The organism is Citrobacter sp. R-1.5.2, assembly GCF_035064245.1.
In the GTDB taxonomy this organism is placed as follows: Bacteria; Pseudomonadota; Gammaproteobacteria; order Enterobacterales; family Enterobacteriaceae; genus Citrobacter.
Genome location: NZ_JASEYC010000002.1, coordinates 571058 through 593730 on the forward strand (window position 1 = coordinate 571058; position 22673 = coordinate 593730).

Genomic DNA, 22673 nt, shown 5'->3' on the forward strand with positions numbered 1-22673 from the left:
ATCCCATGCCCGACAAAATCAGCAGTTGGATGGGGCTGCGCAACAGAGTAAATTAGCGGCTTTGAACATGGATATGGGCTTTTACTATGGCGAACTGGCAAACAGTTGAAGAACTGCATGATATTTCCGCAGATTTACCGCATTTCATTCAGGCATTAACGGAACTTTCCACCCGCCTGGGCCTGGATATTTCATCGCTGGACGCCGATCATATCTCTTTGCGCTGTCATCAAAATACCACCGCAGAACGCTGGCGTCGGGGGTTTGAACAGTGTGGTACGCTGCTATCGGAAAATATCATTAATGGCAGACCGATTTGCCTGTTCAAACTGGATGAGCCGGTTTGTGTCGCGCACTGGCAGTTTTCGGTGGTTGAGTTGCCATGGCCGGGTGAAAAACGTTACCCGCATGAGGGGTGGGAGCATATCGAAATCGTTCTGCCCGGTGCGCCAGAAACACTGAACGCGCGTGCGCTGGCGCTGCTTTCTGATGAAGGATTGAGTCAGCCGGGGATTTTCGTGAAAACCAGCTCGCCAAAAGGAGAGCGTGAGCGTTTACCGAATCCGACACTGGCGGTGAGTGATGGCAGCGTCACCCTCAAATTTCATCCGTGGTCAATTGAAGCGATTGTCGCAAGCGAGCAACAGGAGTGAGTGATGGCATTACTGGAAATCTGCTGTTACAGCATGGAGTGCGCACGCACCGCGCAGCTTCAGGGTGCTGACCGTATTGAACTGTGCTCGGCGCCCAAAGAAGGGGGATTGACGCCGTCGCTGGGGGTGTTGCGCGCTGTACGCCAGCATGTCTCTATTCCTGTTAATCCCATTATCCGCCCGCGTGGGGGCGATTTTTGTTACACCGACGGTGAATTTTCCGCGATGCTTGATGATATCGCGATGGTCAGAGATTTAGGTTTTTCAGGACTGGTGACCGGCGTTCTCGATGTGGACGGAAATGTCGATATGCCACGCATGGAAAAAATAATGGTTGCTGCGGGCCCGCTAAATGTGACGTTTCATCGGGCCTTCGATATGTGCGCCAACCCATTAAATGCGCTGAATAAATTGTCCGGTTTGGGTGTCGCCAGAGTGCTGACTTCCGGGCAAAAATCAGATGCAGCGCAAGGTTTAACAAAAATAATGGAACTTATTGCGCAGGTGGATGCTCCAATCATTATGGCCGGAGCGGGGGTTCGCGCCGCGAATTTATCCCTGTTCCTCAACGCTGGAGTGCAGGAAGTCCACAGTTCTGCCGGAGTATGGCTGGCTTCACCCATGCGGTATCGCAATTCGGGGTTGTCGATGTCTTCGGATACGCAGGCGGATGAATATTCCCGCTATGCGGTAGACGGGGCGGCGGTTGCTGAAATGAAGGCAATCATTGCGCACCACCAGGCCAGCTGATTTTTACCGTTGCATCATGTCGCCCAATATGATGCTTGCTCGTACCAGGCCCCTGCCAATTCAACAGGGGCCTTTTTTTCTCCTTCATATTTCAAGCCGCAGCAGCGTTGGCCGCCTCGCGCACCCCGGTCACGTAGTTATCTACGCTCCCGGGGGGTTGCTGCGTTGCCGCCTTGCTGCAACTTGAACTATTTTGGAGAAACGGTGCTATATGTAACGGTCATTCGGCAATCCATCATGGCTTACGTGCAATTAACACGGCACGTAATGGTGCAGGGTAACCTTCCAGTGTTTTACTGCTGTCATTCGGGTCGAGGAAATCGGCCAGCGATTCGGTTATCATCCATTCGGTGCGACGCTGCTCTTCTGTGGTAGTGACACAGACGTCGGCGATACGGACATCCACAAATCCACATTTTTCCAGCCAGTTTTTTAGCGCCAGCGCGGATGGAATAAAGTAGACGTTACGCATTTGCGCGTAGCGGTCACCGGGTACCAGAACGGTATTCTCATCACCTTCGACCACCAGTGTTTCCAGCACCAGCTCTCCGTCTTTTACCAGTTGATCTTTCAACTGCCAGAGATGTTCCAGTGGGGAGCGGCGGTGATAAAGCACGCCCATAGAGAATACGGTATCAAACGCGTTCAGTGCCGGAAGCTGTTCGATACCCAGCGGCAGCAGGTGAGCGCGTTGATCGTTACCCAGCAATTTACGTACTGCTTCAAACTGACACAGGAACAGCTGCGTAGGATCGATACCGACAGCCAGATGAGCACCCGCGCCAATCATGCGCCACATGTGATAGCCACTACCGCAGCCCACGTCGAGAATGGTTCGCCCGGTCAGATCGGATAAATGCGGCAGAACGCGATCCCACTTCCAGTCGGAACGCCATTCGGTATCAATATTGACGCCGTACAGCGAATATGGACCTTTGCGCCACGGCATGAGATGACGCATCAGCGTATCAATCCGTTTGATCTGCCCTTCGCTGAGCGGCTCCTCGCTTTCGGCAGTCACGCTATGCAGTAAATCCAGACGATGCGGCGTCAGTTCCGGCAGAAACTCCACGGCATTCGACCACTGCTTAAACAACCCATGTTGATCGCGCTGCCAGGCGGCGATTTGTGCCGGGAGCGTTTCCAGCCAATGGGAAAGATGGTTTTTGGCAATCAGCTGATAAAAGTTACCAAAGTCTGTCATGCAGGAACCTCAGATTTCAACGCGACCAGCGACCCAAAGTTGAAGCACTGGAACCACAGTTCGCTGTGCTCAAAACCTGCCTGATGCAGACGTGCTTTGTGCGTTTCAACAGAGTCAGTTAGCATCACGTTTTCCAGCATGCTGCGCTTCTGGCTGATTTCCAGTTCGCTGTAGCCATTGGCGCGTTTGAAGTCGTGGTGCATGTTGAACAGCAGTTCGCCAACTTTGGCATCTTCGAAGCTGAACTTCTCGGATAGCACCAGCGCACCGCCGGGGTTCAACCCCTGATAAATCTTATCCAACAATGCCTGGCGCTCAGGTGGCTCAAGGAATTGCAGGGTAAAATTCAGCACCACCATCGAGGCGTTTTCGATAGTGATGTTGCGAATATCGCCTTCGACCACGTCAACAGGCGTAGGGGCTTTATAGGCATCGATATGACGACGACAGCGTTCAACCATCGCCGGCGAGTTATCAACGGCGATAATTTTGCAATTCTCATGATGGATATTGCGACGCACCGAGAGCGTCGCTGCGCCCAAAGAGCAGCCCAGATCGTAGACCTGCGTGTTGGGTTGCACGAAACGTTCGGCCAGCATGCCAATCATAGAAATGATATTGGAATAGCCGGGAACGGAACGCTGGATCATATCCGGGAAGACTTCAGCTACCCGTTCATCAAAGGTCCAGTCACCCAGACTGGCGATAGGCGCAGAAAAAAGCGTGTCGCGGTGAGACATAACGTAAAAATCCGGGAAAAATAAAGTGGCGTATTGTGCGCTAATGCAGGGAGAAAACCAACTCCCAGGGCATATACCAAAGATTCGCCAGCACCATTAGCAACAGTGAACACCAGGTGGCGCTCATGCCGGAACGACGCCAGCGGAAAAGACGGTGATGGAATCCGTAATAATGCATCAGTCGTCCGGCTATCAACATCAGCCCGCAAATATGCACCATCCACGTTTCAGCGCCGTTCATTTCCATAAAAAGCAGCAGCACTAATGCAACGGGAATATATTCCACTGCATTACCGTGAATGCGAATAGCGCTTTGCAGCTCACTAAAGCCGCCATCACCATAGGCAACACGATATTGCATGCGCAGGCGAACGACGTCAAAGGAGAACTTTATTAACAATAACGCACCCAGGACGGCATAAAGCGCGCTTACCATACAAACTCCCTTTTAAAATGGCTGCTGGCATTGACTATGATAGGTGGCATTTTCAGAAAAGAGAAGATTGCTGTGGAATCGAGGGTGCTGATCCGATCTCTGGCAGGGCACGACGTAAATCTGCCCATAGCGTGTCTACAAGCTGTGGAGCCTGTGCGATATCCGGCGTATGCAAAAACAGATATGGCGTGGAGGTCTGTTGCCAGAGTGACAACTTTGCCAGCCAGGCGGCAAAGAACTGCCGATTCTGTGCCATGTTATCACTACCGATAAAACGGACCATCGGGTGGTTTGCCGTGACTACCGCATGGACCGGGACCTTCGGTTTCTTACGTTGAGCATCGCGTATCGCTTCCGTGTGTGGGATCGCGGCATGGACCGGACGACTGTCTAAAATGACCCGATTAACCCCGCGTTCATGCAGACCCCGATTGAGCTGAATCTCTGATTCACCTTTCGCAAAAAAGTCCGGGTGACGAACCTCGACACCGTAGGTAAACGTTTTAGGGAGGGCATCGAGGAATTGCCACAGGGCAGGGAGGTCACGCGGGCCGAACGTGGCAGGTAGCTGCAACCAGTATTGTCCGATACGGGCATCCAGCGGTGACATGCGCGTAAAAAATTCCTGTACCAGGTCATCGCAATTCCGCAGTGCGGCCTGATGCGAGATGGTGGCCGGGAATTTGAAACAGAAGCGAAAATCGTCGCGGGTTTGTGCAAACCAGCGGTCAACAATCTCGGCTTTCGGCAAGGCGTACAGCGTGGTATTACCCTCCACGCAGTTAACATGACGGGCGTTAGGGGTTAACTTACTGATTTTAATAATCCTCCCGTACTGTTCTCGTGGCTATGGGGCATCAATGGGGCAAAATCTGCCAGCTTCTGATTCAGCATTGCGATCTGCTCTGCGCTGCTGTCAGCCATCCATGCACCGTAAACATTGAACACCATCTGCGCGCTCGCATGCCCCATCTGACTGGCAATAAAACTCGGGTTTGCACCAGCAGATAATGACCAGCACGCATAGGTATGTCGTGACTGGTACGCCTTTCTGTGTCTGATCCCCGCGCGCTTTAGTGCAGCTTCCCATGAGTCGCCTACTGAATCGACCCGGTAGATAAATCCGACCTGCTTACTGCGCCTGACCACATGAGGGTTAAAGACGAATGTACACTCATGGGTCACCGAACGACCGTACTCACGTAACTGCACTTCAATGTGATATTGCCTGCCCAGCCTTGTCATTTCAGCCTGATTTTTCAGGATACTGATTGCGGGCTGGATAAGATGCACCACTCGATCTGTACTTGCCTCGGTTTTCGGTAGAGTGAACTCACCAAGTTTCGTATAATTACGCCTGACGGTAATTGTTCCCGCTTTCAGGTCGATATCTTCCCAGGCCAGGGAGACCAGTTCCCCGTGACGCATTCCTGTGTACACTGCTAATGACCACAGGTTTTTCGTCTGCTGATGCCGGCATGCATCTATCAGGCGAATAAATTCATCACGAGACAGAGGATCTGGTTCTGCCCTGGCTTTTTTCAGAGGCTTAATTCCCTCGAATGGGTTCATCTCTAAGTAACCGTGATCCGCAGCAAACTGAAACATTCCGGCCATTGTCGTCATGTAATAGTTCACAGTAACAACGCTTCGCCCTTTTGCCGGGGCTTTGTTTTTCGTCGGACTCTGATAACCAGTTAGCAAATCTTTCCTAAGATACAGCAATTCCTCTTTGGTTACTGCTGACACCAGGCGATTACCTCCGATCCTCGGCACCATATTCCTTGCGACAGATTCATAGCGATTGAATGCGTTCGCGCAGATTTCCATCCGTTTCAGATCCAGCCATTTTTCTTCAAGTTCTTTCACTGTAATGTCTTTTTTACTTACACCAAAAGCCTTGAGGTTAGGGGAGTCAGGAAACTGGGTTGCATAATCAAAGGTTCCTGTGCGGATGGCAAAACATACTGATGTCCGCAGTTCCCCGGCTATCTTTCTGTTCTTAGCGGTGTCAGGGACACCGAGACTTTCCCTGACACGCTTACCTTTAAAATTAAACCAGATGCGTAATGTGCCACCGTGGTTTTCGACGCCTGTTGGATATGTGACTTTATCCATTGGTGTTACCTCCAGACGCCCAAGAGCGATACGAGCTTACCTTTTTCATGGCATCAAATCACCCTGGCTGCTTGCTTTTCATTGAAGCGACCCAGGCATCTACAGCCTTTCTGTTATACATGCACTCACTGGAAGGTTTGGGATTTCCGTCAGGCGATACGTGGATATACTCCCTCCCAATCATCCAGCATTCTTTTCTGGCACGGGTGATGGTTCCGGGTTTGAGCCCGGTAACCGCGATCAGAACGCTTTCACAAACCCAATCGTTGGGAGCTAACTGGAAAATATTGCTCATAGTTATTTCTCCATTATCCCGGCTGCACCCGGGGAAAATTTTAGTTGTTGCTGGTGGCTGGGATTAGTTTCTGCCAAATCGCTGAAACATATTTCGCCTGGTGGCGGGCATCAGCCAGTGCGTTATGTGCAACCCCATCAAATGGCATATCACGCTTAGGATCGAAACCTACAACTCTGCCTAATGTGACGATGGTTCTGACGTCGTGATCATTCCAAAATTGCCACGGGCAAACCTGGCCGGCACGCTCATATGCGCCGCGCAATATAACGTTGTCGAAAGTAGCTCCATTGCCCCAAACTTTTAAATATTTAGGGTTATCAGAATGCCGATTAATGAAATGGCTCAGTTCAGATAGGGCAGATGATATCGGCATCGCATCATCAACACAGATTGCTGATCGTGCTTCTGAGCTTTGTCTTAACCACCACAAAATAGTGTCACCATCCGGCACCGCTCCCTGCTCCATAGCGCTTTCAAGGTTAACGGCGGTGTAAAACTCCTGACCCAGTTCACCGCTTTGCGGATCGAAAAACACGGCACCAATGGAGACGATAAACGCCATGCAATTAGTTGAAATTAAAAAACTCGACCTTGTAACCAGCACTGTCGCTATTGCTGACGGGGTTGGGCGTGATCATGACACCGTCATTAAGTTAGTGGACCGTAACAAGGCTGATCTTGAAGAATTTGGAAGGGTCGGATTTGAAATCCGAACCATTCAAACTGACGGTGGTCTTCAAAAGCGTCGAGTGGCGCTACTGAATGAACAGCAAACCACTCTACTGATCACCTACATGCGTAATAACGATGTTGTCCGCAAGTTCAAAAAGAAACTGGTTGCTGAGTTCTTCCGCATGCGTGGCGCTCTGGCGGGCAAAAAAATGGATCGCAACACCGCCCGTCTGGAATATCGCCCGATGAGCGATGCCATTAAGCATGAGCGTGAAGTGCAGGGTAAAGAAATCAAGCCTTACCACTTCAGCAACGAAGCCGATTTGATTAACCGCATCGCGCTCGGTATGACGGCGGCAAAATTTCGTGTTTACCACGACCTCGACAAAAAAGAGAACATCCGTGACTACCTGACGCCGGAGCAGATCCACTGCGTAACTGAGTTGCAGCGGGCCAATACAGTTTTCATTGGCATGGGCTGGGACTTTGAGCAGCGCAAAGAGGCGCTAAAGGGTGTATTTGATCGCAATCATCGCCAGCCGCTGATTGAAGAACAGCACAGTTTAGCAGCGTAATGAGCGTCACTTCGACACACAGCCTAATCATTGGAACCCTGCCATTCGGCGGGGTTTTTGCTTTTCGCACTCAGTGTAAGTGAAATATAACCATGTGCTTTCAGGGTGAGTTACTATGCAGATTCCTTTCAAAAGTTGTCTGGAGAGTGGCATGGAATTAACATTTAAGGATCTGAAAGAAAAACGCACTAAACTGGTCGAGGCGCAATGGAAGTTACAGGATAAACTTCAGGAGAAGGCGAGCGAACTACTACGAGAGTATTCAGGTTCTCTTGATCTTACATCTCGTGAGTGGACTGGTTCTGACGGAACAAGATGGCCTTATGTGGACATTGGTATTTGGGAGGAGGAGGGGAAGTTCTTTCCTGTCTTAATCCCCCAACTCAATATGGACAGCCGTTACCACTTGAATTTCGTGATTGCAACCACTCTTGATGATTCTCCGCTAACAGGTGGCTACAGGCAGGGCGTAAGCATCTCACTCTGGTATGAGAACTCATCATTTTATGCTGAAGTAGGCTCAGGAGACGACGTCTCCCGTTTTTCTGTCTCATCTCAGCTGGGTGGATTTTATCAGGTATGCAACGCTATTAAGGCGTTAATTAGCTCTTCTATGGATCGCGCCATGCCAGATATTCCAGCGAATTAATAAAGCATAAACATCTTTCAGGGCTATGCAAATGCATGGCCTTTTCTATATCCCGTTGTGAAATGTTCGTGAGGCATGGGTTGTCAGCCAAAGGATCACCGGGAGACACCCGGCACCACGCATCCATTATTGCATAGCAAAAAGGCTCACAACGGTGGAACTTTTAGCAGGGCGAAAAAAAGCCCGCATTGGGTTGCGGGCATAACAGAGAACAAATAGCTAATATTCAAGTTGTCTTTCATCAACTTGTCAGAAGAATTTAACCTTAAGAAAAATTGATGTAAAGACAATATTGATTTCTGGTTACAGGCTGCGCATTTGCGTGGCCTTTTCTATTTCAGGCTCACGGGAATCATCCGCTACGTGCTTTGTTGATAAATCCAGCCCGTGAAGCCTGACCTTTTCATCACACACAGCGCCATCCGAAAAATCGGAGGTGAGGCTATGACCAGAATGAGCACCATTTACAGCAGACTTTCATATGGATCAGGAACCACGCTTGCCGGCTGCGGTGTATCAGCGAAGGCATATGCCGAAACAGCTAAAACAGCAAAAGAGGTGTCCTGGATGTTGGCCGACAGAATTGCAGGGTTAAGCCTGAGCGACTGGGCAATTATTGTCGGTATCGCATGCACCGTTATCACCTGTGCAGTGAACTGGTATTTCCGCTGGAAAGAACGGGAGGATCGGCGCAATGGCTATGCCACCAAAGCTGAAGAATAAACTGAGTGCAGCGGTCGTTGGTTTAATTCTTGCGGGGGCTTCCGCGCCCGTGATTCTCGATCAGTTTCTGGATGAGAAAGAAGGCAACAGTCTGACCGCATACAAGGATGGCTCCGGCATCTGGACTATTTGCCGTGGCGCCACGATGGTTGATGGTAAGCCAGTAGTTCAGGGCATGAAGCTGTCTGCTGAGAAATGCGATCAGGTAAACGCCATTGAGCGTGATAAGGCACTGGCGTGGGTTGACCGAAATATCAAAGTACCACTGACCGAACCACAGAAAGCCGGGATCGCGTCTTTCTGCCCATATAACATCGGTCCCGGAAAATGTTTCCCATCTACGTTCTATAAGCGAATAAATGCTGGCGACCGTGAAGGTGCCTGTGAAGCGATCCGCTGGTGGATAAAAGACGGTGGTCGCGATTGTCGTCTGACCAAAGGGCAGAAGAACGGTTGCTATGGTCAGGTTGAACGGCGAGACCAGGAAAGCGCGTTGACGTGCTGGGGGATAGACCAGTGAGCCTGCGCTATCAGTTCATTGTTATTTTGTTGCTGGTGGCCGTTGCATTCTTCGCGGGTAGTGTATGGAGCAGCCGCGGTTGGGAAAAGAAGTGGGCCGAGCGTGACAGCGTAGAATCATCGCAAACAGCGAACGCACAGACCGCCGCTCGCATGATTGAACAAGGGCGTATTATTGCCCGTGATGAGGCTGTAAAAGATGCACAAGCACAAGCCGCTAAATCCGCTGCCACTGCTGCTGGCCTGTCTGCCACTGTTAACCAGCTGCGTACCGAAGCAACAAAGCTTGCCACTCGCCTGGACGCCGCAAAGCACACCGCAGATCTTGCCACTGCCGTCAGAAGCAAAACAGCCGGAGCCGACGCCGCAGTGCTCGCCGACATGCTCGGACGCCTTGCAGAAGAAGCTCGATATTATGCTGAGCGATCTGACGAAAGCTACCGGGCAGGAATGACGTGTGAGCGCATTTACGACTCAGTGAGGCAGTCAAACAACAACAGGGTTAGAAGATGAACGCAGAAAACCTAAGTGAAGCGTATTACCTCAATAACGATATAAAAGAACTACAACTTCAGAAAAGCATACTGGAAAGTGGTGCCGGACTTGGTGTGACAATCCAGTCTACCTATCAGGATAACGCCTTTCTTGATGCCATACGCCCGCATGCAGTGGCTGAACTTGATCGCCGTATTGTGGAGAAGAAAAAAAACCTCTCCACTCTGGGTGTTACATTCTCTTAAATGAGAACAACAATAAAAGGTTATGTCTGCTTTGCCACATTCTGAGAGTATGAGTTTTATTTGGTAGTCAATCAGTTACTTTATTGGTTTGCTTTCCGATGGAAGATAGATGTTTCCACAGAAGGGGCAAATTAACGTTATATTGTTTTTTATTCTCGACAGACTGTGCTTTGACTGGCGGGAGCAATGAGGACAAGTACTTTTCACATGGCGTAAAGTACGCATCTTGATATCTTTGAGTATCGACATGTTGATTGTCCTGGTGGGCGGTTAACAACCATACACCACATGTTGGCTAATAGCTTCTTTTATAACCGTTACGATGTAGTCGTTAGCCATAATCAATCAAGCCTCGCAATAGCGGGGCTTTTTAACAACTGAGGAATGAGCATTACAGTAGTTCTTACAGCTAAGCAGATTGAAGACCTGGCTGCCTTCGCAAAAGAAGATGGCCAGCCACAATATACCATCACTACCGGAACAATCCCTGAGTTCGAAGCGGATGATGGCGAGGTTATCCCTGAGTACACCGGGCTGATTGCCTATTCCGAGTCGCTAGAGCATAGCGTTCTACAGCTCGATAACTAACGAATCAACATAACTTTCCATCCGCCATGACACCACAATGCTCGTAGACATGCCAGGAAGCCTGGCAGAAGAAGCTCGATACCATGCTGAACGCGCTGATGAAAACTACCGAGCAGGAATGACATGTGAGCGGATTTATGAGTCCGTAAAAATACTAACAATGAACCGTAGAGGAAAAATAATAGCTCTATAAATTAAGATGTTGACGGTTTTCGTGGATAAATTTGTGAATTTTTACTATGAAGGAAATACGACTCTTCCTTGAGTCAAAATCCCTGACAACTTAGGGTGATAGATAAAGGTCTTACGCAGCATGACATAATTTTCGATTTAAGCTATTTAAATTAATTTTTAAGATCAAAACCCACTGAGATTTACTTACAAAACTAAACCTTGCTATGTCTGGTTAATCATGCGTTAATGAATGTCTGGTTTGTAACGAATTTATCTGAAGCAGTCGCTGTAATAATTTTATTCCTTGTTCCTGTTGAGATTTCCTTGTTAGCTTTTCTCTCTGATAATTTTTTTTCGGACCATTCTGCCCAAGGGCTTACTCAATAAAGGTAATGTTTATGTCTAATAAAATGACTGGTTTAGTTAAATGGTTTAATCCTGAAAAAGGTTTTGGTTTTATCACTCCAAAAGATGGTAGTAAAGATGTGTTTGTTCACTTCTCTGCTATCCAGAGTAATGATTTCAAGACGTTGAATGAGAATCAGGAAGTTGAATTTAGTGTTGAACAGGGACCTAAAGGCCCCACGGCAGTTAATGTCGTGGCTGTATAAGGTAACTGTTATTACTAATAATATTCACTTCAGATGTCCGTGTTGCCACGGATCTCAGTACCGAACGTCAAACTTTGATGTTACTGAAAAAAATCCTTTCGGAGCAAAATGTATTTTTTGCAAATCAACAATGATTACATTTGATAATATTGCACTGTACATTCGTTCTGGTCAGTCTTCGTTAGAATTCAGAAAATAAATTTCAGGCTCCTTATGGAGCCTTTTTTGTATGCTGAACCGACAATCTCTGTAAGAGACATCACGGTAAAATTATGAAAAAAGTCATCGTTTTTTTTAATGCAGAACCAGCAGTTGTTGTAACCGTAATGAAAGGTATTACTACGATAATGCGTGAGTTTCCCAATGGGGAAAAAGCACACCTACCCGTGATGTCAGCGGGATTTCCATCTCTGACAGGAGACCATAAAATAGTTTATGTAGCCTCTGATCGTGATGTCAGTTCAGAAGAGATCCTCGAGGCAGCCTCGAAGCTTTTGAAATGAGATCTGGTTGTTTCGTGACCGACCCGGATTTTAGTACAGTGGTTTGTGTGGTCGCGAGCTCTTTTGCATGAAGATTGTACTGCAAACTATTGATAATTGAGTCTTTCTATTCTATCTTTTAAACATATCAGCGCTTATACAAGTGCTCTACGGGGAATGTAACATGCCTGGCGTTGATACGTTAGAGATCAAGAGAGGTAAACAATGAACGTCGAAGATTTAAAAAGAAAAACTGAAGCGGATATTTCTGAATTCATCACAAAAAAAATTATTGAACTCAAAAAAAAGACAGGAAAAGAAGTTTCCGATATCCAGTTTAATGCTCGTGAAAAAATGACTGGGCTTGAAAGCTATGATATTAAAATCACATTAATCTAATTGTTATAAGACTCAGTTCGAGTGAAAAAGCATTATCTTGAAAGGTAATGCTTTTTTATTTCTGTCATAAAATTTAGAACGTTGTCAAAGCCTTCACTTCTAACCACAGATTTTCTGCTTACCTTTTAACGGGTCCTCCTTGACGATTCTGACCATCGAGGGGCAGCAGCGGCGCGGGATTTGGAGCATTTTTGATTCTTCACGCAACCATTTCAGCATTTGATGCTGATGACGGAACACTATCCCCGAATACACTGGGTTTGTTGCATTCTCTGATTCAAAAGAACACGGTGTGCTTCAACTTGGCTGAGCAGGCATTACAGCAGACATTCACTGAGTGCCTGCGACAAAGTTAAATGGCATCAAGCATGCGATGATGATTGATTAATAATTGAGCTATGCATGGTATAATAAGCCCCATTCATTGAAAGGTTAACCACCATGTCATTTTTCGATTATGCAATGCAGCGTGTTGGGCTTGCAGCCAATACGACTGTCATGTGCCCGATATGCGGACATAAATCCACACACTCGACCACGAAAGTACGCCAACAACAGGCGTTACTTTGCCCTAAATGTAAATCGCTGTTTGTCATTCACAGATAACATGCGACCTGCTGAATATAACCGCCTACGGGCGGTTTTTTATTGCCATCACAAAGGCCACTTTCGAGTGGCTTTTTTAATGGTCATCACGACGGGTATTACAGCAGGAATTACTGAGTGCCTGCGATAATGCTCAATATTTTTATCGGAGTGAATATGCCACCGCGCACACCGAAGGCCGGCCTGAAAGGGGCGATACAAAAAAGGGAAAAAATGAAAAGACATAAGCGAAATAAAAAAGCCACCACATCTGCAAATGTGATGGCTGGCATTCGGATTAATTCAGGTTGGCTGAATAAGTTAGCCGCAGATATTACTAAAATAATTAATGAAGCATGTCCCTAATCTCATCTGAGATATCTCTTGGCCCTGCAGGCTGAGGCGCAACCAACCGGGTCGGAAGTCTCTCGAAGAAACCACCACCACCATGATGATGAAAACCCCGGTTATTTTTATAACTATTGAAGTTACTGTCGGTAGTGAGAAGGATGTTGCACTGGTGCGAGCAGTCAACAACAACGACATCACCTGCATTCAGGTGCATTCGTTTGTGAAGAAATTGCATAAGTCTCCTTATCAAGAGGCAATCAGCACTCCTCTCAAGGCTGGTACGCCAACGTCCCACCGCTGACGGGCTGAGCCATTACCTTACCCAGACTCAACGATAAGTAACATCCTGATATTCAGACAGTAACTGTAATCGATAATGCTGAAGAATAGGCAGTAAATACAGGTGACTGATATGGCAACACTGAAGGATTTATCAAACCAGTTAAAGCAACTGCAAAAGCAAATCCCGTTTGCCACAGCTCAGGCGATGACAAAAGTTGTACGCCAGATTGAGTTGGCTCAGAAGACGGCATTCGAACGACATCTGGAGAGCCCCACGCCGTTTACCGTTAAATCAGTTGGTTCGGTGGCGGCAAGAAAGAACAATCTGACCGCAAAGGTTTTTGTCCGTGATACCGCTGCTGGTTATCTGGAACCATTCGAGTTTGGCGGAGAGCACAAGCTCAATAGCCAGGCTCTATTAAATCCCAAGAACGTTAAGCTAAACAAATACGGCAACATGCCGCGTAATAAGCTCTCACAGCTTAAAGCAAAGGAAAATGTATTCGTAGGTGAGGTTGATGGCGTTAACGCTGTCTGGCAGCGTAAGAAGCCGATGAAAGCTAAGAAGCGACGGGCCAAACGTTCCGCTAACGGGACGCGAAGACCGAAACGCAAACAGCGTTCTCCAAAGCTTTTGATCCGGTTTGGTGATGCGCTACCTGTGACTCCAGTGCTGGGGTATATGGATAGGGCCCGTACCATGGCGAACGCACTGCTACCGTCTGCTTTAAATCAGGCGATAGCAGAAGCCATCAGGACGGCAAAATAAAAGCAGTAACTTATAAGTTAATTTCGCAAGCTTTTATGAAGCTGTTTACTGCAGTTGTCGATCCAGAAACATTGGCTGACATGGAATGCTGGTTTCCGCCATCCTTTGTTTGCACACCAACTAACACTTTGGATTTCGCCCCCTGAAGCTGCTTAAGCACTGTTTTCAGTTGGTCCGTGTCATCCGATTGAATCTGGAGGCTCTGAACATTACGTCTTGAAAGGGTAGCATCGAGCTTCACTGCGGTATTCCCGTCGACCTTCATTATCAGGTCCATTGGTACCTCTGATAGTGATTCGGTGCTTTTATCCATTTCAACGTATGCCGCCGATAGCTTTTCTTTAGTGCAGTCAAACACAATGGCGCCATTGTCGGATGAAACCTCGCCAAGCATCATTGCTTTCTTACCACCAGAGAAAAGGTCATCTTCAGTATTAGTTACCCACTGGGCATGAGCAATTGGTGATGCCAGCACTGCGGCTACGAAAGTTATTTTGATTATATTGTTACCCATTACATTCTCCTTGTATTGAATAGGAATAATCATAGTCGGAGCGAATGGTCGAAGCCATTAAAAAAATGGGTCCTTCCTGAGACTTTTGTAAGGCACGGGCATTGCGCGCCGCGGTGTTTTCCTAGCTACAACTTTCAGATTTGTGTCCCATGTCCCACCTCTGGCGATCATTACGGACACCTCGCCAGCTCTGGCTATTCCAGTTTATTCCAGTGGGACATTCTGGTGGGACATGGCAAAAATGTCCCAGGCGAATGTCCCACCCCAGAAAATGTCCCAGGTGATGTCCCATGACCACGATGAACCAGAGTCAGTACGCACAACATTCAGGTGTGGATCGCAAAACAATTGGTCGGTGGATTAAAGCCGGGCGCTTCATTGTGATGGACGGAGACCTGATTGACGTAGAGGCCAGCGATGCGGCATTGAAGAAAAACCGCGATGGCAAAGACCCGCGCGCCTCGAACGCGAAGAAAAAGAAAACTCCCGTCGTTAGCGATAACGATGATGACGGTGATGAAATCAATAAAACTGTCCGCCAGATAATGCTCACTGAAGGGGCAGATCTTTCGAGAGAGGAAGCGGGACGTATCCGCGAGAATTACATGGCCCTGCAGGCAAAGCTGCAGTATGAAAAAGACAGCGGCCAGCTTATTGAGCTGACAGCAGCCGAGGAGGTTTTATTCAACGCCTTTCGCCAACAGCGTGATGCCTGGCTTAACTGGCCGTCCAGGGTGGCGCCGCTAATGGCTGCTGATCTGGATGTACCGGCGGACAGGATGACAGAGGTGCTGATTGAACATGTCCACAAACACATCTCAGTCCTCGGAGAGCCAGAGTTTAACCCGGCAGAAGATTGAGCGTCTTGAATTAAGCGTCCGCAAAGGCTGGACACCCCCGCCGCGTATCAGTGTGCCGCAGTGGGCAGATGACTATCGTAAGCTGGCAAAAGAGGCTGGGAGCACTTCGGGAAACTGGGAAACATCGACGGTAGAAATTGCCCGCGGACCGATGCTTGCCGCGACGGAGTCCGGGGTTCATATCATCACTGTAATGTGCTGTACCCAGTTGATGAAGACAGCACTGCTGGAAAACCTTTTTGGCTATTTTGCCCACCTCGATCCTTGTCCGATACTGCTGCTGCAGCCGAAAGAAGAAGCCGCTGAACAGTTTTCGAAAGAGCGTATTAGCCCGCTGGTAAGGGTGACGCCGGTACTGCGTAAAATCATCGGTGATTCGAAACAGAAAAGCTCGAAAGAAACCATTCTTTACAAGGCATTCACTGGCGGATTTCTGGCGCTGGCGGGTGCTGGTAGTCCTGATAACCTTGCGCGTCGTCCGATTCGTGTCCTGCTGGCGGATGAAGTGGACAAGTACCCGATAACCCGCGAAGGCGATCCAATTGCGCTGGCCGAAGAGCGTACAGCGACATTTGGCCTGACCTGGCTGTCTGTACGCGCCTGTTCGCCGACGGTGGAGGATGAGAGCCGCATTGCTGACAGCTACGCCGACTCCGATCAGCGCCGGGCATCTGTGGTTTGCCCGCACTGTGGCCACCGCCAGTTCCCCGACTTTTTCAAACACGTTCAGTGGCCGAAAGAGGGAGATAAACACCTGACTAAATCGGCGATGCTCTATTGCGAATGCTGTGGTAGTGGCTGGTCCGAAGGACAGCGCCTCAGAGCTCTGCACACTATTCGATGGCATCAGACGCGCCCATTTGAGTGCTGCGGGGAGCGGCACTCACCGCTGATGGATTATGACCTTGCCTGGCGGGCGGCAGACGAGGGCAGCGTTGAAAAGGTCTGGCAATGGTCAGAGTCGGAACGGCATGCGGTCTATCGCGCAATCTGCCCCTCCTGTGGAAGGGAGGCAGTCGATAACCACCACGCGGGGTACCAGGCATCCAAGCTTTTCAGCCCCTGGCAAAAAGATAAGCCGTCGGATATTGCGAAAAAATATATCGATGCGAAGGGCGATCCGGATAAGGAACAGGCGTGGTGGAATACCCAGATGGGGCTTCCGCACCGACCTAATCATGGGAAACAGCTCCCTGTTGATGTTCTGCTGGCGCGCCGGGAAATATTTCCGGCCGTCGTTCCGGACGGGGTGGCATTGTTAACAGCTGGAGTTGATACCCAGGACGATCGCTTCGAAATTACGATCACCGGCTGGGGGAGAGATGAAGAATCGTGGTCGGTCGCGCATGACGTTATTTATGGTGACCTTGAGACGGAAGAACCCTGGAAGCGACTGGATGCATACCTGAAACAGATCTGGCGACGTGGTGACGGGCGCGGCCTGAATATCATGGCAACGTGCATGGACTCCGGCGGCCACCATACGCAGAAGGTATACGAATTCGCCAAAGAGCGTCTTGGCCGTCGTGTCTGGGCAATTAAGGGGGAGTCTGCACAGGGAGGCAAACGCAATCCTGTCTGGCCGACCAAACGACCATCATCGAAAAGCAAAGCCAGTTTCCGCCCTGTCATTCTGGGGGTTAACTCAGCGAAAGACGTGATACGCGGTCGCCTGCATCTTGAGCCACCCAAACCTGGCGCCGCCGCTGCGGGTTATATGCATTTTCCTGACGATCGCGATCTCGGGTACTTCAATCAGCTGCTGGCGGAGCGACTGGTTTACAAAGTCATTTCCGGGCAGCGGTACAGTATCTGGGAAGCAATACCAGGACGAGCTAACGAAGCGCTTGACTGCCTCGTTTACAGCTATGCCGCGCTGTGCGGTCTCAAACATATGGGGTTAAAACTCAACGTCCGGGCCGCCAACCTCGAAGCCGATCCGGATAAGTTCCTGCCAGCGCCAGTTGGACAGGAAGAGAAAATCAATTACGAGCTGCCGGGTGCGGTTATTGAAGAACCAGCGCCGGTCAAACGTAAGCGAATATCGCAACTCCTGCCGAAATAAGGAAAATCATGTTCAACCGGAACACCAGCCTGCTTGCCGGCGCAATGACTGACGATCAGCTCAGGGATGCGCTTGCGAAAGCTCAGCAGGCGTACATTGATTTAGCAACCGGGAGCCACGGTGTTTCGTTTTCCTATACGCAGGGAGACGGGACGCGATCAGTGTCTTATCAGCAAAGCACCCTGGCTGATCTGCTGGCCCTGATTCAACTTCTGCAGGCGCAACTGGGGATTATCTCTCGTCCCCGGAAACCAGCGAGGTTTAGATTCTGATGAATAAAGTACAGATACTGGGCTCTGATGGGCAGCCGTTGCGACAGCAGCGTCCCTCTATGCTGGTGGGGGGGAGCCGCGTACCTTATGACGCAGCTGACTCTTTCAGCGATCAACTGGCGAACTGGCAACCCGCGCTGTGGTCCCCGGACAATGAAATTAACATTTACCGGGATCGCATCGTGTCCCGCGCACGCGATCTGGTCCGTAATGACGGCTGGGCAAACGGTGCGGTCACACGTCTGCTGGATAATGCGGTTGGTGCCAACTTCCGCCCCATCATGAAACCCGATTACCGTGTTCTCAGAATGATCACCGGAAACAAGGCGTTTGATGCGTCCTGGGCGGAAGAGTACGGAAAAGCACTGGACGGGCACTGGCGGACCTGGAGTAACGATCCTGGCCGGTATTGTGATGTTGAACGAAAACTCACCGTGTCGCAGATGTTACGCCTGGGATTTCGTCACAAGCTTATTGACGGGGATGCTCTGGCCATTCTCCAGTACAGAACTGACAGGCTTGGTCCCGGAAGAGGGCGTTACGCCACCACGGTACAGATTGTCGATCCTGACCGCCTCAGTAATCCTCAGCAGAATTTCGATATGCCAAATGTCCGTGGTGGCGTTGAAATTGATGCGGACGGTGCGCCGGTTGCTTACCACATCAGGGAGGCCCATATCGGTGACTGGTGGAGCGGGGCTAAAACCATGACGTGGCAGCGTATCCCGCGTGAAACTGACTGGGGCCGCCCGCATGTGGTTCACGATTTTGATCATGAGCGTGGCGCGCAGCACCGCGGTAACGGCATCCTGACTCCGGTTATTCAGCGTCTGAAAATGCTGGTGAAGTATGACCAGAGTGAGCTTGAGGCAGCAATTCTTAATGCCATATTCGCCGCTTACATTGAGTCACCCTATGACCCTGCGATGGTTCAGTCTGCCCTGGGCGAGACCTATGACGAGTCGGAGTTAGGCACTTATCAGGACGGGCGTGTTGAGTTCCATAACGATCGGCGTCTGACACTTCAGAATGGTGCCCGAATGCCCATTCTTTATCCTGGTGAGAAAATCACGACGGTTAACGCGGCGCGGCCCTACAGCAATTTTGAAGTCTTCGAATCTGCTGTTCTCCGTAATTTTTCTTCAGGAACAGGGTTGTCCCCACAGCAGGTCACCCAGGACTGGTCTGACGTTAACTACAGTTCTGCACGCTCCTCGTTGCTGGAGGCATGGAAAACACTGACTCGCCGCCGGGACGATTTTTCTACCGGCTTCGCTCAGCCCATTCTCACCGCCTTTGTTGAAGAAGTTCACGACAATGAGGATTTACCCCTGCCCGCAGGCGCACCTGATTTTGTTGACGCCAGAGCCGCGTATTCTCGCGCGCGCTGGATGGGGCCAGGGCGCGGCTGGGTGGATCCGGTTGCAGAGAAAAAAGGCGCCATTCTTGGTCTGGATGCCGGACTTTCCACCCTCGAGATTGAGGTGGGTGAAAACGTCGGTGAAGACTGGGAAGAAGTGCTTGATCAGCGCCAGAGAGAAATTGAGTCATGTCTTAAACGCGGATTACCGCTTCCGAGCTGGGCACAGGCTGACCAGTTTGCGAGCCAGACCATTACCGATCCGGAGGAAAAGTGAATCTACCCCATCTGGCCCAGCGATTATTTAACACCCCGCTGGCGCTGCACCCGAGTAAAGCCGAAGTCATCATGGCATCCGTAATGGACCGATTTGGTATCAGTAAAATCGAATCTTCTCTTGCCATGGAGGATGACTGGTACGGATATGACGATAACCGGGGACGTGAATCCCGTAGTGATCCGGGTTATGACAATGTGCTGGGTGTCGCCGTCATCCCGATATGCGGAACGCTGGTGCAAAAACTGGGCAGTCTGCGTCCGTACAGTGGAATGACAGGGTATGACGGCATTCGTCAGGCGTTTCTTACTGCGATGGAAGATCCCGACATTTCGGGCATTTGCCTGGATATCGACTCACCCGGCGGCGAGGTCGCTGGATGCTTCGATCTGGTTGATGTCATTTACGGCTCCCGGGGGAAAAAGCCTATCCATGCCATTCTGACGGAAAGCGCTTATTCCGCTGCGTATGCCATTGCCAGTGCAGCGGACCGGATTTCTGTTCCGCGCACCGGCGGAGTGGGTTCTGTGGGTGTGATCACCATGCACCTTGACTGGACGCAGCGGATTAAAGATGACGGTCTTAAAGTTACGATCATCACCTATGGATCCCGCAAGGCTGAAGGTTCGCCGCTGAGAGAGTTGTCAGATGAAGCGCTGGCCGCCATCCAGCAGGACATTAACACCATGGGCGAATTGTTTGTGAACACTGTTGCCAGAAACCGGGGGATTAGCGCAAAGGTTATAAAAAGTACCCAGGCCGCCTGTTTTATGGCTGCTGATGGCGTTGAAATTGGACTGGCTGATGAGGTGTGTCCTCCTGACGCTGCGTTCAAAAACTTACTTGAAAAAACAGGAGCCTGAAATGGCAAAGAAAAAGACGTTTAGTTTTGCTCACCTCATTGGTCTTGGCCCTTCCGCTTCTGAGGAAGAAGAGGATAAAAAAGCCAAAAAAGCGAAAGCCCGTCGCGCGGAAGAGGACGAGCGCGAAGATGATGCCGATGATGATGAGCGCGACGACGACGCGGAAGAAGACGAACGCGACGATGATGCTGAAGATGACGGCGATGATCCGGATGCGTCAGAAGATGATGATTCTGAAGACGACGGCGACGACGATCGCAAAGAGAGTAAGGCGGTAAAAAATGCACGCGCTGCTGAGCGTAAACGCTGCGCCCGTATTTTCGGCAGTAAGCATGCAGCTGCGAATCCTTCACTGGCCGCGTCACTGGCTTTCAATACCGGGATGAGTTCTGCGGCAGCAATTAATGTCCTAGCCTCTTCGGCTCCGGCCGCAGCCGCATCTCAGCCATCCCGTAAACGCTCTCTCGATCAGCGTATGCAGGAAAGCCACCAGGTCCGGCTTAATCCGGATAGCGGACAGAAAGAGACCGGAAAGTCTGCGCTGGTAAGTAAAATGACCGGCCTCTACAACTCCACAAGAGGAGAGAAATAATGGATCAGTTTGGTCAGAATGCGTTTGCGCCTGGCATGAAGAGCGCGCTGTTTGTTCCGGATCAGCTTGTCGCTGGCACGCTCCAGCTGGTGACTGACACCGGGATCATTACGGGCGGTGCCTTTAAGCGTGGTACTGTCCTGGGCCTGGTGGCTGCCAGCGGGAAATACACGCAATGTGTGAAAACGGCTGAAGATGGCAGTCAGTTACCCGTTGCTATTCTGGTTGATGATGTTGATGCATCGTCTTCCGATCAGAACGGCGGCCTGTATCTGATGGGGGAATTCAACCAGCACCGAATTATTTTTGATAACTCCTGGACGACCGCTGACCTGAAAAAAGCGCTCCGACCGCTGGCTATCTTCCTGAAAGACAGTGACCAGGCACCTGTAACCACCTCCTGATTTCCCCCACGGCTCTCCTGACGAATGCTTTAACCGGCAGGGGCTGGCTCGTTTAAATTTTTTGCCAGCTGCGGCTGGCACTATCAAGAGACTGAATATGGAAAATATTTTTGATACCAGCGTGCTGGTGCAGGTTGTTCCTAACCTGAAAACCAGTCAGAACTGGCTGCTCGATCGCTTCTTCCCGAATGTCGTGACTTACGAGACTGAAGAAGTGGCGATTGATGTTGATGTCGGCCTGCGTCGTATGGCGCCGTTCGTCTCCCCGCTGGTGGAAGGTAAGCTGGTCGAATCCCGTAAATACCAGACCAATACCTTCAAACCGGCATACATCAAAGATAAGCGCGCGCCGGACCTGCGCAAACCTATCCGCCGCCAGATTGGTGAGCGTATTGGCGGGGAATATACCGCTGCCGAGCGCGAAATGCTGAACCTTCAGTTTGAAATGACTGACCAGATTGACATGATCAACCGTCGTCTGGAATGGATGGCGGCGAGTGCGCTGGTGTCTGGGACCGTAACCGTCGCCGGGGAGGGCTATGAAACTCAGGTGGTGGATTTCGGGCGTGCTTCGGATCTGACCATCACTCTTAGCGGCTCGGATAAATGGCCACTGACCGTTGCAGCTGGCGCTACCAATACCCAGCCATCAGATGACATTGAAATCTGGCAGACTACTTTCCTGAAAGAGTCCGGCTCTGTCGCCACGGATCTGGTCTTTACGAATAAGTCATGGCGTGCATTCCGACTGGATACCACCATCAAGGATAACGCCATTACATTCCCGGCGCTGAGCCCGTTTGGTAACCAGATTAACGCCGGCCCACAGGTAATGAAGGGCGCAATTTATAAAGGGCGCTGGGGTAACTTTGACCTCTGGTTATATAACGACTGGTTTATTGACCCGCTGGACAACGTCGAGAAGCCTATGATCCCCGATGGCGCTGTCATTATGAGTGGTGCCGATCTGATGGGTACCCGCGCATTTGGCGTTATCCTGGACCCGGCTTTCAACTACGGTCCGCTGGCTTATGCGCCAAAATCCTGGGTGAAAGAAGATCCAGCCCAGCGTCTTATCCTGATGCAATCCTCCCCGCTGGTTATTCCGAGCCGGGTAAATGCATCCCTCTGCGCAACGGTGGTCTGAT

At 50.1% G+C, this 22673-nt stretch carries 34 protein-coding genes and 1 pseudogene; 25 read left to right on the forward strand and 10 right to left on the reverse strand.

What is annotated here, in order from left to right; genetic code table 11:
- Positions 1–86 precede the first annotated feature (86 nt).
- Both QMN38_RS06770 and cutC read left to right on the forward strand, forming a co-directional pair.
- Positions 87–653 carry a VOC family protein gene (locus tag QMN38_RS06770; protein ID WP_271450080.1) on the forward strand — a complete coding sequence of 189 codons (567 nt, stop codon included), beginning with the start codon at positions 87–89 and terminating at the stop codon, positions 651–653.
- A 3-nt stretch (positions 654–656) separates the two neighbouring features.
- A complete protein-coding gene (gene cutC, locus QMN38_RS06775) occupies positions 657–1403 on the forward strand; it encodes a copper homeostasis protein CutC (protein WP_323604737.1) in 747 nt (248 codons plus the stop codon).
- Positions 1404–1638: 235 nt separating this feature from the next.
- On the opposite strand, the gene cmoB is transcribed toward cutC, so the two are convergent.
- The 7 genes from cmoB to QMN38_RS06810 are packed head-to-tail and all read right to left on the reverse strand — an operon-like array spanning position 1639 to position 6761.
- Positions 1639–2607 carry a tRNA 5-methoxyuridine(34)/uridine 5-oxyacetic acid(34) synthase CmoB gene (gene cmoB, locus QMN38_RS06780; RefSeq protein ID WP_271441784.1) on the reverse strand — a complete coding sequence of 323 codons (969 nt, stop codon included), beginning with the start codon at positions 2605–2607 and terminating at the stop codon, positions 1639–1641.
- The gene (cmoA, locus tag QMN38_RS06785; RefSeq protein WP_271441785.1) at positions 2604–3347 is read right to left on the reverse strand and encodes a carboxy-S-adenosyl-L-methionine synthase CmoA; all 744 of its coding nucleotides are present in this window, start codon (positions 3345–3347) and stop codon (positions 2604–2606) included. The genes cmoB and cmoA overlap by 4 nt, the downstream gene beginning before the upstream one ends.
- Before the next feature lie 40 nt (positions 3348–3387).
- Positions 3388–3783, reverse strand: coding sequence for an MAPEG family protein (locus tag QMN38_RS06790; RefSeq protein WP_003833847.1), 396 nt, complete (start codon positions 3781–3783; stop codon positions 3388–3390).
- Between the two features lie 52 nt (positions 3784–3835).
- Positions 3836–4609 carry a DUF72 domain-containing protein gene (locus tag QMN38_RS06795; RefSeq protein WP_323604747.1) on the reverse strand — a complete coding sequence of 258 codons (774 nt, stop codon included), beginning with the start codon at positions 4607–4609 and terminating at the stop codon, positions 3836–3838.
- Positions 4588–5901, reverse strand: coding sequence for a tyrosine-type recombinase/integrase (locus QMN38_RS06800; protein WP_323604738.1), 1314 nt, complete (start codon positions 5899–5901; stop codon positions 4588–4590). Before QMN38_RS06800 ends, QMN38_RS06795 begins: the two co-directional genes overlap by 22 nt.
- A gap of 58 nt (positions 5902–5959) precedes the next feature.
- Positions 5960–6196, reverse strand: a complete 237-nt coding sequence (locus QMN38_RS06805) for an excisionase family protein (protein WP_000065198.1) — start codon at positions 6194–6196, stop codon at positions 5960–5962.
- Between the two features lie 40 nt (positions 6197–6236).
- Positions 6237–6761, reverse strand: a complete 525-nt coding sequence (locus QMN38_RS06810) for a 3'-5' exonuclease (RefSeq protein WP_323604739.1) — start codon at positions 6759–6761, stop codon at positions 6237–6239.
- On the opposite strand from QMN38_RS06810, the gene QMN38_RS06815 reads away from it, so the two are divergent.
- The 6 genes from QMN38_RS06815 (at position 6760) to QMN38_RS06840 (ending at position 10077) form a co-directional block, all read left to right on the forward strand.
- A complete protein-coding gene (locus QMN38_RS06815; RefSeq protein WP_080100500.1) occupies positions 6760–7446 on the forward strand; it encodes a Rha family transcriptional regulator in 687 nt (228 codons plus the stop codon). The genes QMN38_RS06810 and QMN38_RS06815 overlap by 2 nt on opposite strands.
- 151 nt (positions 7447–7597) lie before the next feature.
- Positions 7598–8095, forward strand: a complete 498-nt coding sequence (locus tag QMN38_RS06820; RefSeq protein ID WP_000423994.1) for a hypothetical protein — start codon at positions 7598–7600, stop codon at positions 8093–8095.
- Between the two features lie 444 nt (positions 8096–8539).
- Positions 8540–8818, forward strand: coding sequence for a phage holin (locus QMN38_RS06825; RefSeq protein ID WP_016150433.1), 279 nt, complete (start codon positions 8540–8542; stop codon positions 8816–8818).
- Positions 8790–9338 carry a lysozyme gene (locus tag QMN38_RS06830; protein WP_115601849.1) on the forward strand — a complete coding sequence of 183 codons (549 nt, stop codon included), beginning with the start codon at positions 8790–8792 and terminating at the stop codon, positions 9336–9338. The genes QMN38_RS06825 and QMN38_RS06830 overlap by 29 nt, the downstream gene beginning before the upstream one ends.
- Positions 9335–9850 (forward strand): DUF2514 domain-containing protein, encoded by a 516-nt coding sequence (locus QMN38_RS06835; RefSeq protein ID WP_142710296.1) that lies wholly within the window; start codon positions 9335–9337, stop codon positions 9848–9850. The genes QMN38_RS06830 and QMN38_RS06835 overlap by 4 nt, the downstream gene beginning before the upstream one ends.
- Positions 9847–10077, forward strand: a complete 231-nt coding sequence (locus QMN38_RS06840; protein ID WP_000990801.1) for a hypothetical protein — start codon at positions 9847–9849, stop codon at positions 10075–10077. The genes QMN38_RS06835 and QMN38_RS06840 overlap by 4 nt, the downstream gene beginning before the upstream one ends.
- 75 nt (positions 10078–10152) lie before the next feature.
- Here the strand turns inward: QMN38_RS06840 and QMN38_RS06845 are convergent, their stop codons facing one another.
- Entirely contained in the window at positions 10153–10326 is a 174-nt protein-coding gene (locus QMN38_RS06845; RefSeq protein ID WP_213083834.1) for a YnfU family zinc-binding protein, read from the reverse strand.
- 141 nt (positions 10327–10467) lie between these two features.
- Here QMN38_RS06845 and QMN38_RS06850 point away from each other — a divergent pair, with 141 nt between their 5' ends.
- From QMN38_RS06850 to QMN38_RS06880, 8 genes and pseudogenes are all read left to right on the forward strand, one after another.
- Positions 10468–10665, forward strand: a complete 198-nt coding sequence (locus tag QMN38_RS06850) for a hypothetical protein (RefSeq protein WP_024174517.1) — start codon at positions 10468–10470, stop codon at positions 10663–10665.
- A 28-nt stretch (positions 10666–10693) separates the two neighbouring features.
- Positions 10694–10858 (forward strand): annotated as a pseudogene (locus QMN38_RS06855) (DUF2514 family protein); the annotation flags it as partial.
- Positions 10859–11237: 379 nt separating this feature from the next.
- The gene (gene cspG / locus QMN38_RS06860) at positions 11238–11450 is read left to right on the forward strand and encodes a cold shock protein CspG (protein WP_000066494.1); all 213 of its coding nucleotides are present in this window, start codon (positions 11238–11240) and stop codon (positions 11448–11450) included.
- 10 nt (positions 11451–11460) lie between these two features.
- Entirely contained in the window at positions 11461–11649 is a 189-nt protein-coding gene (ymcF, locus tag QMN38_RS06865) for a cold shock small protein YmcF (RefSeq protein ID WP_057069020.1), read from the forward strand.
- Between the two features lie 73 nt (positions 11650–11722).
- Positions 11723–11953: a hypothetical protein gene (locus QMN38_RS06870; RefSeq protein WP_000756041.1), complete on the forward strand. Its 231-nt coding sequence runs from the start codon at positions 11723–11725 to the stop codon at positions 11951–11953.
- A 204-nt stretch (positions 11954–12157) separates the two neighbouring features.
- Complete coding sequence (locus QMN38_RS06875) at positions 12158–12331, forward strand: GnsA/GnsB family addiction module toxin (protein ID WP_001100119.1); 174 nt, start codon at positions 12158–12160, stop codon at positions 12329–12331.
- Positions 12332–12772: 441 nt separating this feature from the next.
- Complete coding sequence (locus tag QMN38_RS26970) at positions 12773–12937, forward strand: YnfU family zinc-binding protein (RefSeq protein ID WP_213090494.1); 165 nt, start codon at positions 12773–12775, stop codon at positions 12935–12937.
- Between the two features lie 117 nt (positions 12938–13054).
- Positions 13055–13282, forward strand: coding sequence for a hypothetical protein (locus QMN38_RS06880; protein ID WP_088902172.1), 228 nt, complete (start codon positions 13055–13057; stop codon positions 13280–13282).
- Here the strand turns inward: QMN38_RS06880 and QMN38_RS06885 are convergent.
- The gene (locus QMN38_RS06885) at positions 13263–13502 is read right to left on the reverse strand and encodes a DUF1883 domain-containing protein (protein ID WP_088902173.1); all 240 of its coding nucleotides are present in this window, start codon (positions 13500–13502) and stop codon (positions 13263–13265) included. The genes QMN38_RS06880 and QMN38_RS06885 overlap by 20 nt on opposite strands.
- Positions 13503–13679: 177 nt before the next feature.
- On the opposite strand from QMN38_RS06885, the gene QMN38_RS06890 reads away from it, so the two are divergent.
- Positions 13680–14318, forward strand: coding sequence for a hypothetical protein (locus QMN38_RS06890; RefSeq protein ID WP_072667361.1), 639 nt, complete (start codon positions 13680–13682; stop codon positions 14316–14318).
- A 10-nt stretch (positions 14319–14328) separates the two neighbouring features.
- On the opposite strand, the gene QMN38_RS06895 is transcribed toward QMN38_RS06890, so the two are convergent.
- Positions 14329–14832 (reverse strand): hypothetical protein, encoded by a 504-nt coding sequence (locus QMN38_RS06895; protein ID WP_032652440.1) that lies wholly within the window; start codon positions 14830–14832, stop codon positions 14329–14331.
- A 290-nt stretch (positions 14833–15122) separates the two neighbouring features.
- Here QMN38_RS06895 and QMN38_RS06900 point away from each other — a divergent pair, with 290 nt between their 5' ends.
- The 8 genes from QMN38_RS06900 (at position 15123) to QMN38_RS06935 (ending at position 22672) form a co-directional block, all read left to right on the forward strand.
- A complete protein-coding gene (locus QMN38_RS06900; RefSeq protein WP_000210383.1) occupies positions 15123–15692 on the forward strand; it encodes a hypothetical protein in 570 nt (189 codons plus the stop codon).
- The gene (locus tag QMN38_RS06905) at positions 15634–17757 is read left to right on the forward strand and encodes a phage terminase large subunit family protein (protein ID WP_151237313.1); all 2124 of its coding nucleotides are present in this window, start codon (positions 15634–15636) and stop codon (positions 17755–17757) included. Before QMN38_RS06900 ends, QMN38_RS06905 begins: the two co-directional genes overlap by 59 nt.
- Positions 17758–17765: 8 nt before the next feature.
- On the forward strand, positions 17766–18029 hold the full coding sequence (gene gpW / locus QMN38_RS06910) for a gpW family head-tail joining protein (RefSeq protein ID WP_000483309.1): 264 nt from the start codon (positions 17766–17768) through the stop codon (positions 18027–18029).
- The gene (locus QMN38_RS06915; RefSeq protein ID WP_001045359.1) at positions 18029–19666 is read left to right on the forward strand and encodes a phage portal protein; all 1638 of its coding nucleotides are present in this window, start codon (positions 18029–18031) and stop codon (positions 19664–19666) included. Before gpW ends, QMN38_RS06915 begins: the two co-directional genes overlap by 1 nt.
- Complete coding sequence (locus QMN38_RS06920) at positions 19663–20529, forward strand: S49 family peptidase (RefSeq protein WP_001052909.1); 867 nt, start codon at positions 19663–19665, stop codon at positions 20527–20529. The genes QMN38_RS06915 and QMN38_RS06920 overlap by 4 nt, the downstream gene beginning before the upstream one ends.
- Position 20530: 1 nt before the next feature.
- Positions 20531–21121: a hypothetical protein gene (locus QMN38_RS06925; protein WP_001472856.1), complete on the forward strand. Its 591-nt coding sequence runs from the start codon at positions 20531–20533 to the stop codon at positions 21119–21121.
- A complete protein-coding gene (locus QMN38_RS06930) occupies positions 21121–21525 on the forward strand; it encodes a head decoration protein (protein WP_001472189.1) in 405 nt (134 codons plus the stop codon). The genes QMN38_RS06925 and QMN38_RS06930 overlap by 1 nt, the downstream gene beginning before the upstream one ends.
- A gap of 97 nt (positions 21526–21622) precedes the next feature.
- On the forward strand, positions 21623–22672 hold the full coding sequence (locus tag QMN38_RS06935) for a major capsid protein (RefSeq protein WP_000427679.1): 1050 nt from the start codon (positions 21623–21625) through the stop codon (positions 22670–22672).
- Position 22673: the final 1 nt, after the last annotated feature.

Bases quoted from the DNA above. Each gene is read 5' to 3' on its own strand.
- cmoA (WP_271441785.1), bottom strand. From the start codon at position 3,347: ATGTCTCACCGCGACACGCTTTTTTCTGCGCCTATCGCCAGTCTGGGT.
- cspG (WP_000066494.1), top strand. From the start codon at position 11,238: ATGTCTAATAAAATGACTGGTTTAGTTAAATGGTTTAATCCTGAAAAA.
- QMN38_RS06930 (WP_001472189.1), top strand. From the start codon at position 21,121: ATGGATCAGTTTGGTCAGAATGCGTTTGCGCCTGGCATGAAGAGCGCG.
- QMN38_RS06770 (WP_271450080.1), top strand. From the start codon at position 87: ATGGCGAACTGGCAAACAGTTGAAGAACTGCATGATATTTCCGCAGAT.
- QMN38_RS06875 (WP_001100119.1), top strand. From the start codon at position 12,158: ATGAACGTCGAAGATTTAAAAAGAAAAACTGAAGCGGATATTTCTGAA.
- cutC (WP_323604737.1), top strand. From the start codon at position 657: ATGGCATTACTGGAAATCTGCTGTTACAGCATGGAGTGCGCACGCACC.
- gpW (WP_000483309.1), top strand. From the start codon at position 17,766: ATGTTCAACCGGAACACCAGCCTGCTTGCCGGCGCAATGACTGACGAT.
- QMN38_RS06800 (WP_323604738.1), bottom strand. From the start codon at position 5,901: ATGGATAAAGTCACATATCCAACAGGCGTCGAAAACCACGGTGGCACA.
- QMN38_RS06830 (WP_115601849.1), top strand. From the start codon at position 8,790: ATGGCTATGCCACCAAAGCTGAAGAATAAACTGAGTGCAGCGGTCGTT.
- QMN38_RS06935 (WP_000427679.1), top strand. From the start codon at position 21,623: ATGGAAAATATTTTTGATACCAGCGTGCTGGTGCAGGTTGTTCCTAAC.
- QMN38_RS06790 (WP_003833847.1), bottom strand. From the start codon at position 3,783: ATGGTAAGCGCGCTTTATGCCGTCCTGGGTGCGTTATTGTTAATAAAG.
- QMN38_RS06845 (WP_213083834.1), bottom strand. From the start codon at position 10,326: ATGTCGATACTCAAAGATATCAAGATGCGTACTTTACGCCATGTGAAA.
- QMN38_RS06885 (WP_088902173.1), bottom strand. From the start codon at position 13,502: ATGCAATTTCTTCACAAACGAATGCACCTGAATGCAGGTGATGTCGTT.
- QMN38_RS06905 (WP_151237313.1), top strand. From the start codon at position 15,634: ATGTCCACAAACACATCTCAGTCCTCGGAGAGCCAGAGTTTAACCCGG.
- QMN38_RS06925 (WP_001472856.1), top strand. From the start codon at position 20,531: ATGGCAAAGAAAAAGACGTTTAGTTTTGCTCACCTCATTGGTCTTGGC.
- QMN38_RS06840 (WP_000990801.1), top strand. From the start codon at position 9,847: ATGAACGCAGAAAACCTAAGTGAAGCGTATTACCTCAATAACGATATA.
- QMN38_RS06825 (WP_016150433.1), top strand. From the start codon at position 8,540: ATGACCAGAATGAGCACCATTTACAGCAGACTTTCATATGGATCAGGA.
- QMN38_RS06820 (WP_000423994.1), top strand. From the start codon at position 7,598: ATGGAATTAACATTTAAGGATCTGAAAGAAAAACGCACTAAACTGGTC.
- QMN38_RS06890 (WP_072667361.1), top strand. From the start codon at position 13,680: ATGGCAACACTGAAGGATTTATCAAACCAGTTAAAGCAACTGCAAAAG.
- QMN38_RS06805 (WP_000065198.1), bottom strand. From the start codon at position 6,196: ATGAGCAATATTTTCCAGTTAGCTCCCAACGATTGGGTTTGTGAAAGC.
- QMN38_RS26970 (WP_213090494.1), top strand. From the start codon at position 12,773: ATGTCATTTTTCGATTATGCAATGCAGCGTGTTGGGCTTGCAGCCAAT.
- cmoB (WP_271441784.1), bottom strand. From the start codon at position 2,607: ATGACAGACTTTGGTAACTTTTATCAGCTGATTGCCAAAAACCATCTT.
- QMN38_RS06895 (WP_032652440.1), bottom strand. From the start codon at position 14,832: ATGGGTAACAATATAATCAAAATAACTTTCGTAGCCGCAGTGCTGGCA.
- QMN38_RS06870 (WP_000756041.1), top strand. From the start codon at position 11,723: ATGAAAAAAGTCATCGTTTTTTTTAATGCAGAACCAGCAGTTGTTGTA.
- QMN38_RS06900 (WP_000210383.1), top strand. From the start codon at position 15,123: ATGACCACGATGAACCAGAGTCAGTACGCACAACATTCAGGTGTGGAT.
- QMN38_RS06915 (WP_001045359.1), top strand. From the start codon at position 18,029: ATGAATAAAGTACAGATACTGGGCTCTGATGGGCAGCCGTTGCGACAG.
- QMN38_RS06815 (WP_080100500.1), top strand. From the start codon at position 6,760: ATGCAATTAGTTGAAATTAAAAAACTCGACCTTGTAACCAGCACTGTC.
- QMN38_RS06810 (WP_323604739.1), bottom strand. From the start codon at position 6,761: ATGGCGTTTATCGTCTCCATTGGTGCCGTGTTTTTCGATCCGCAAAGC.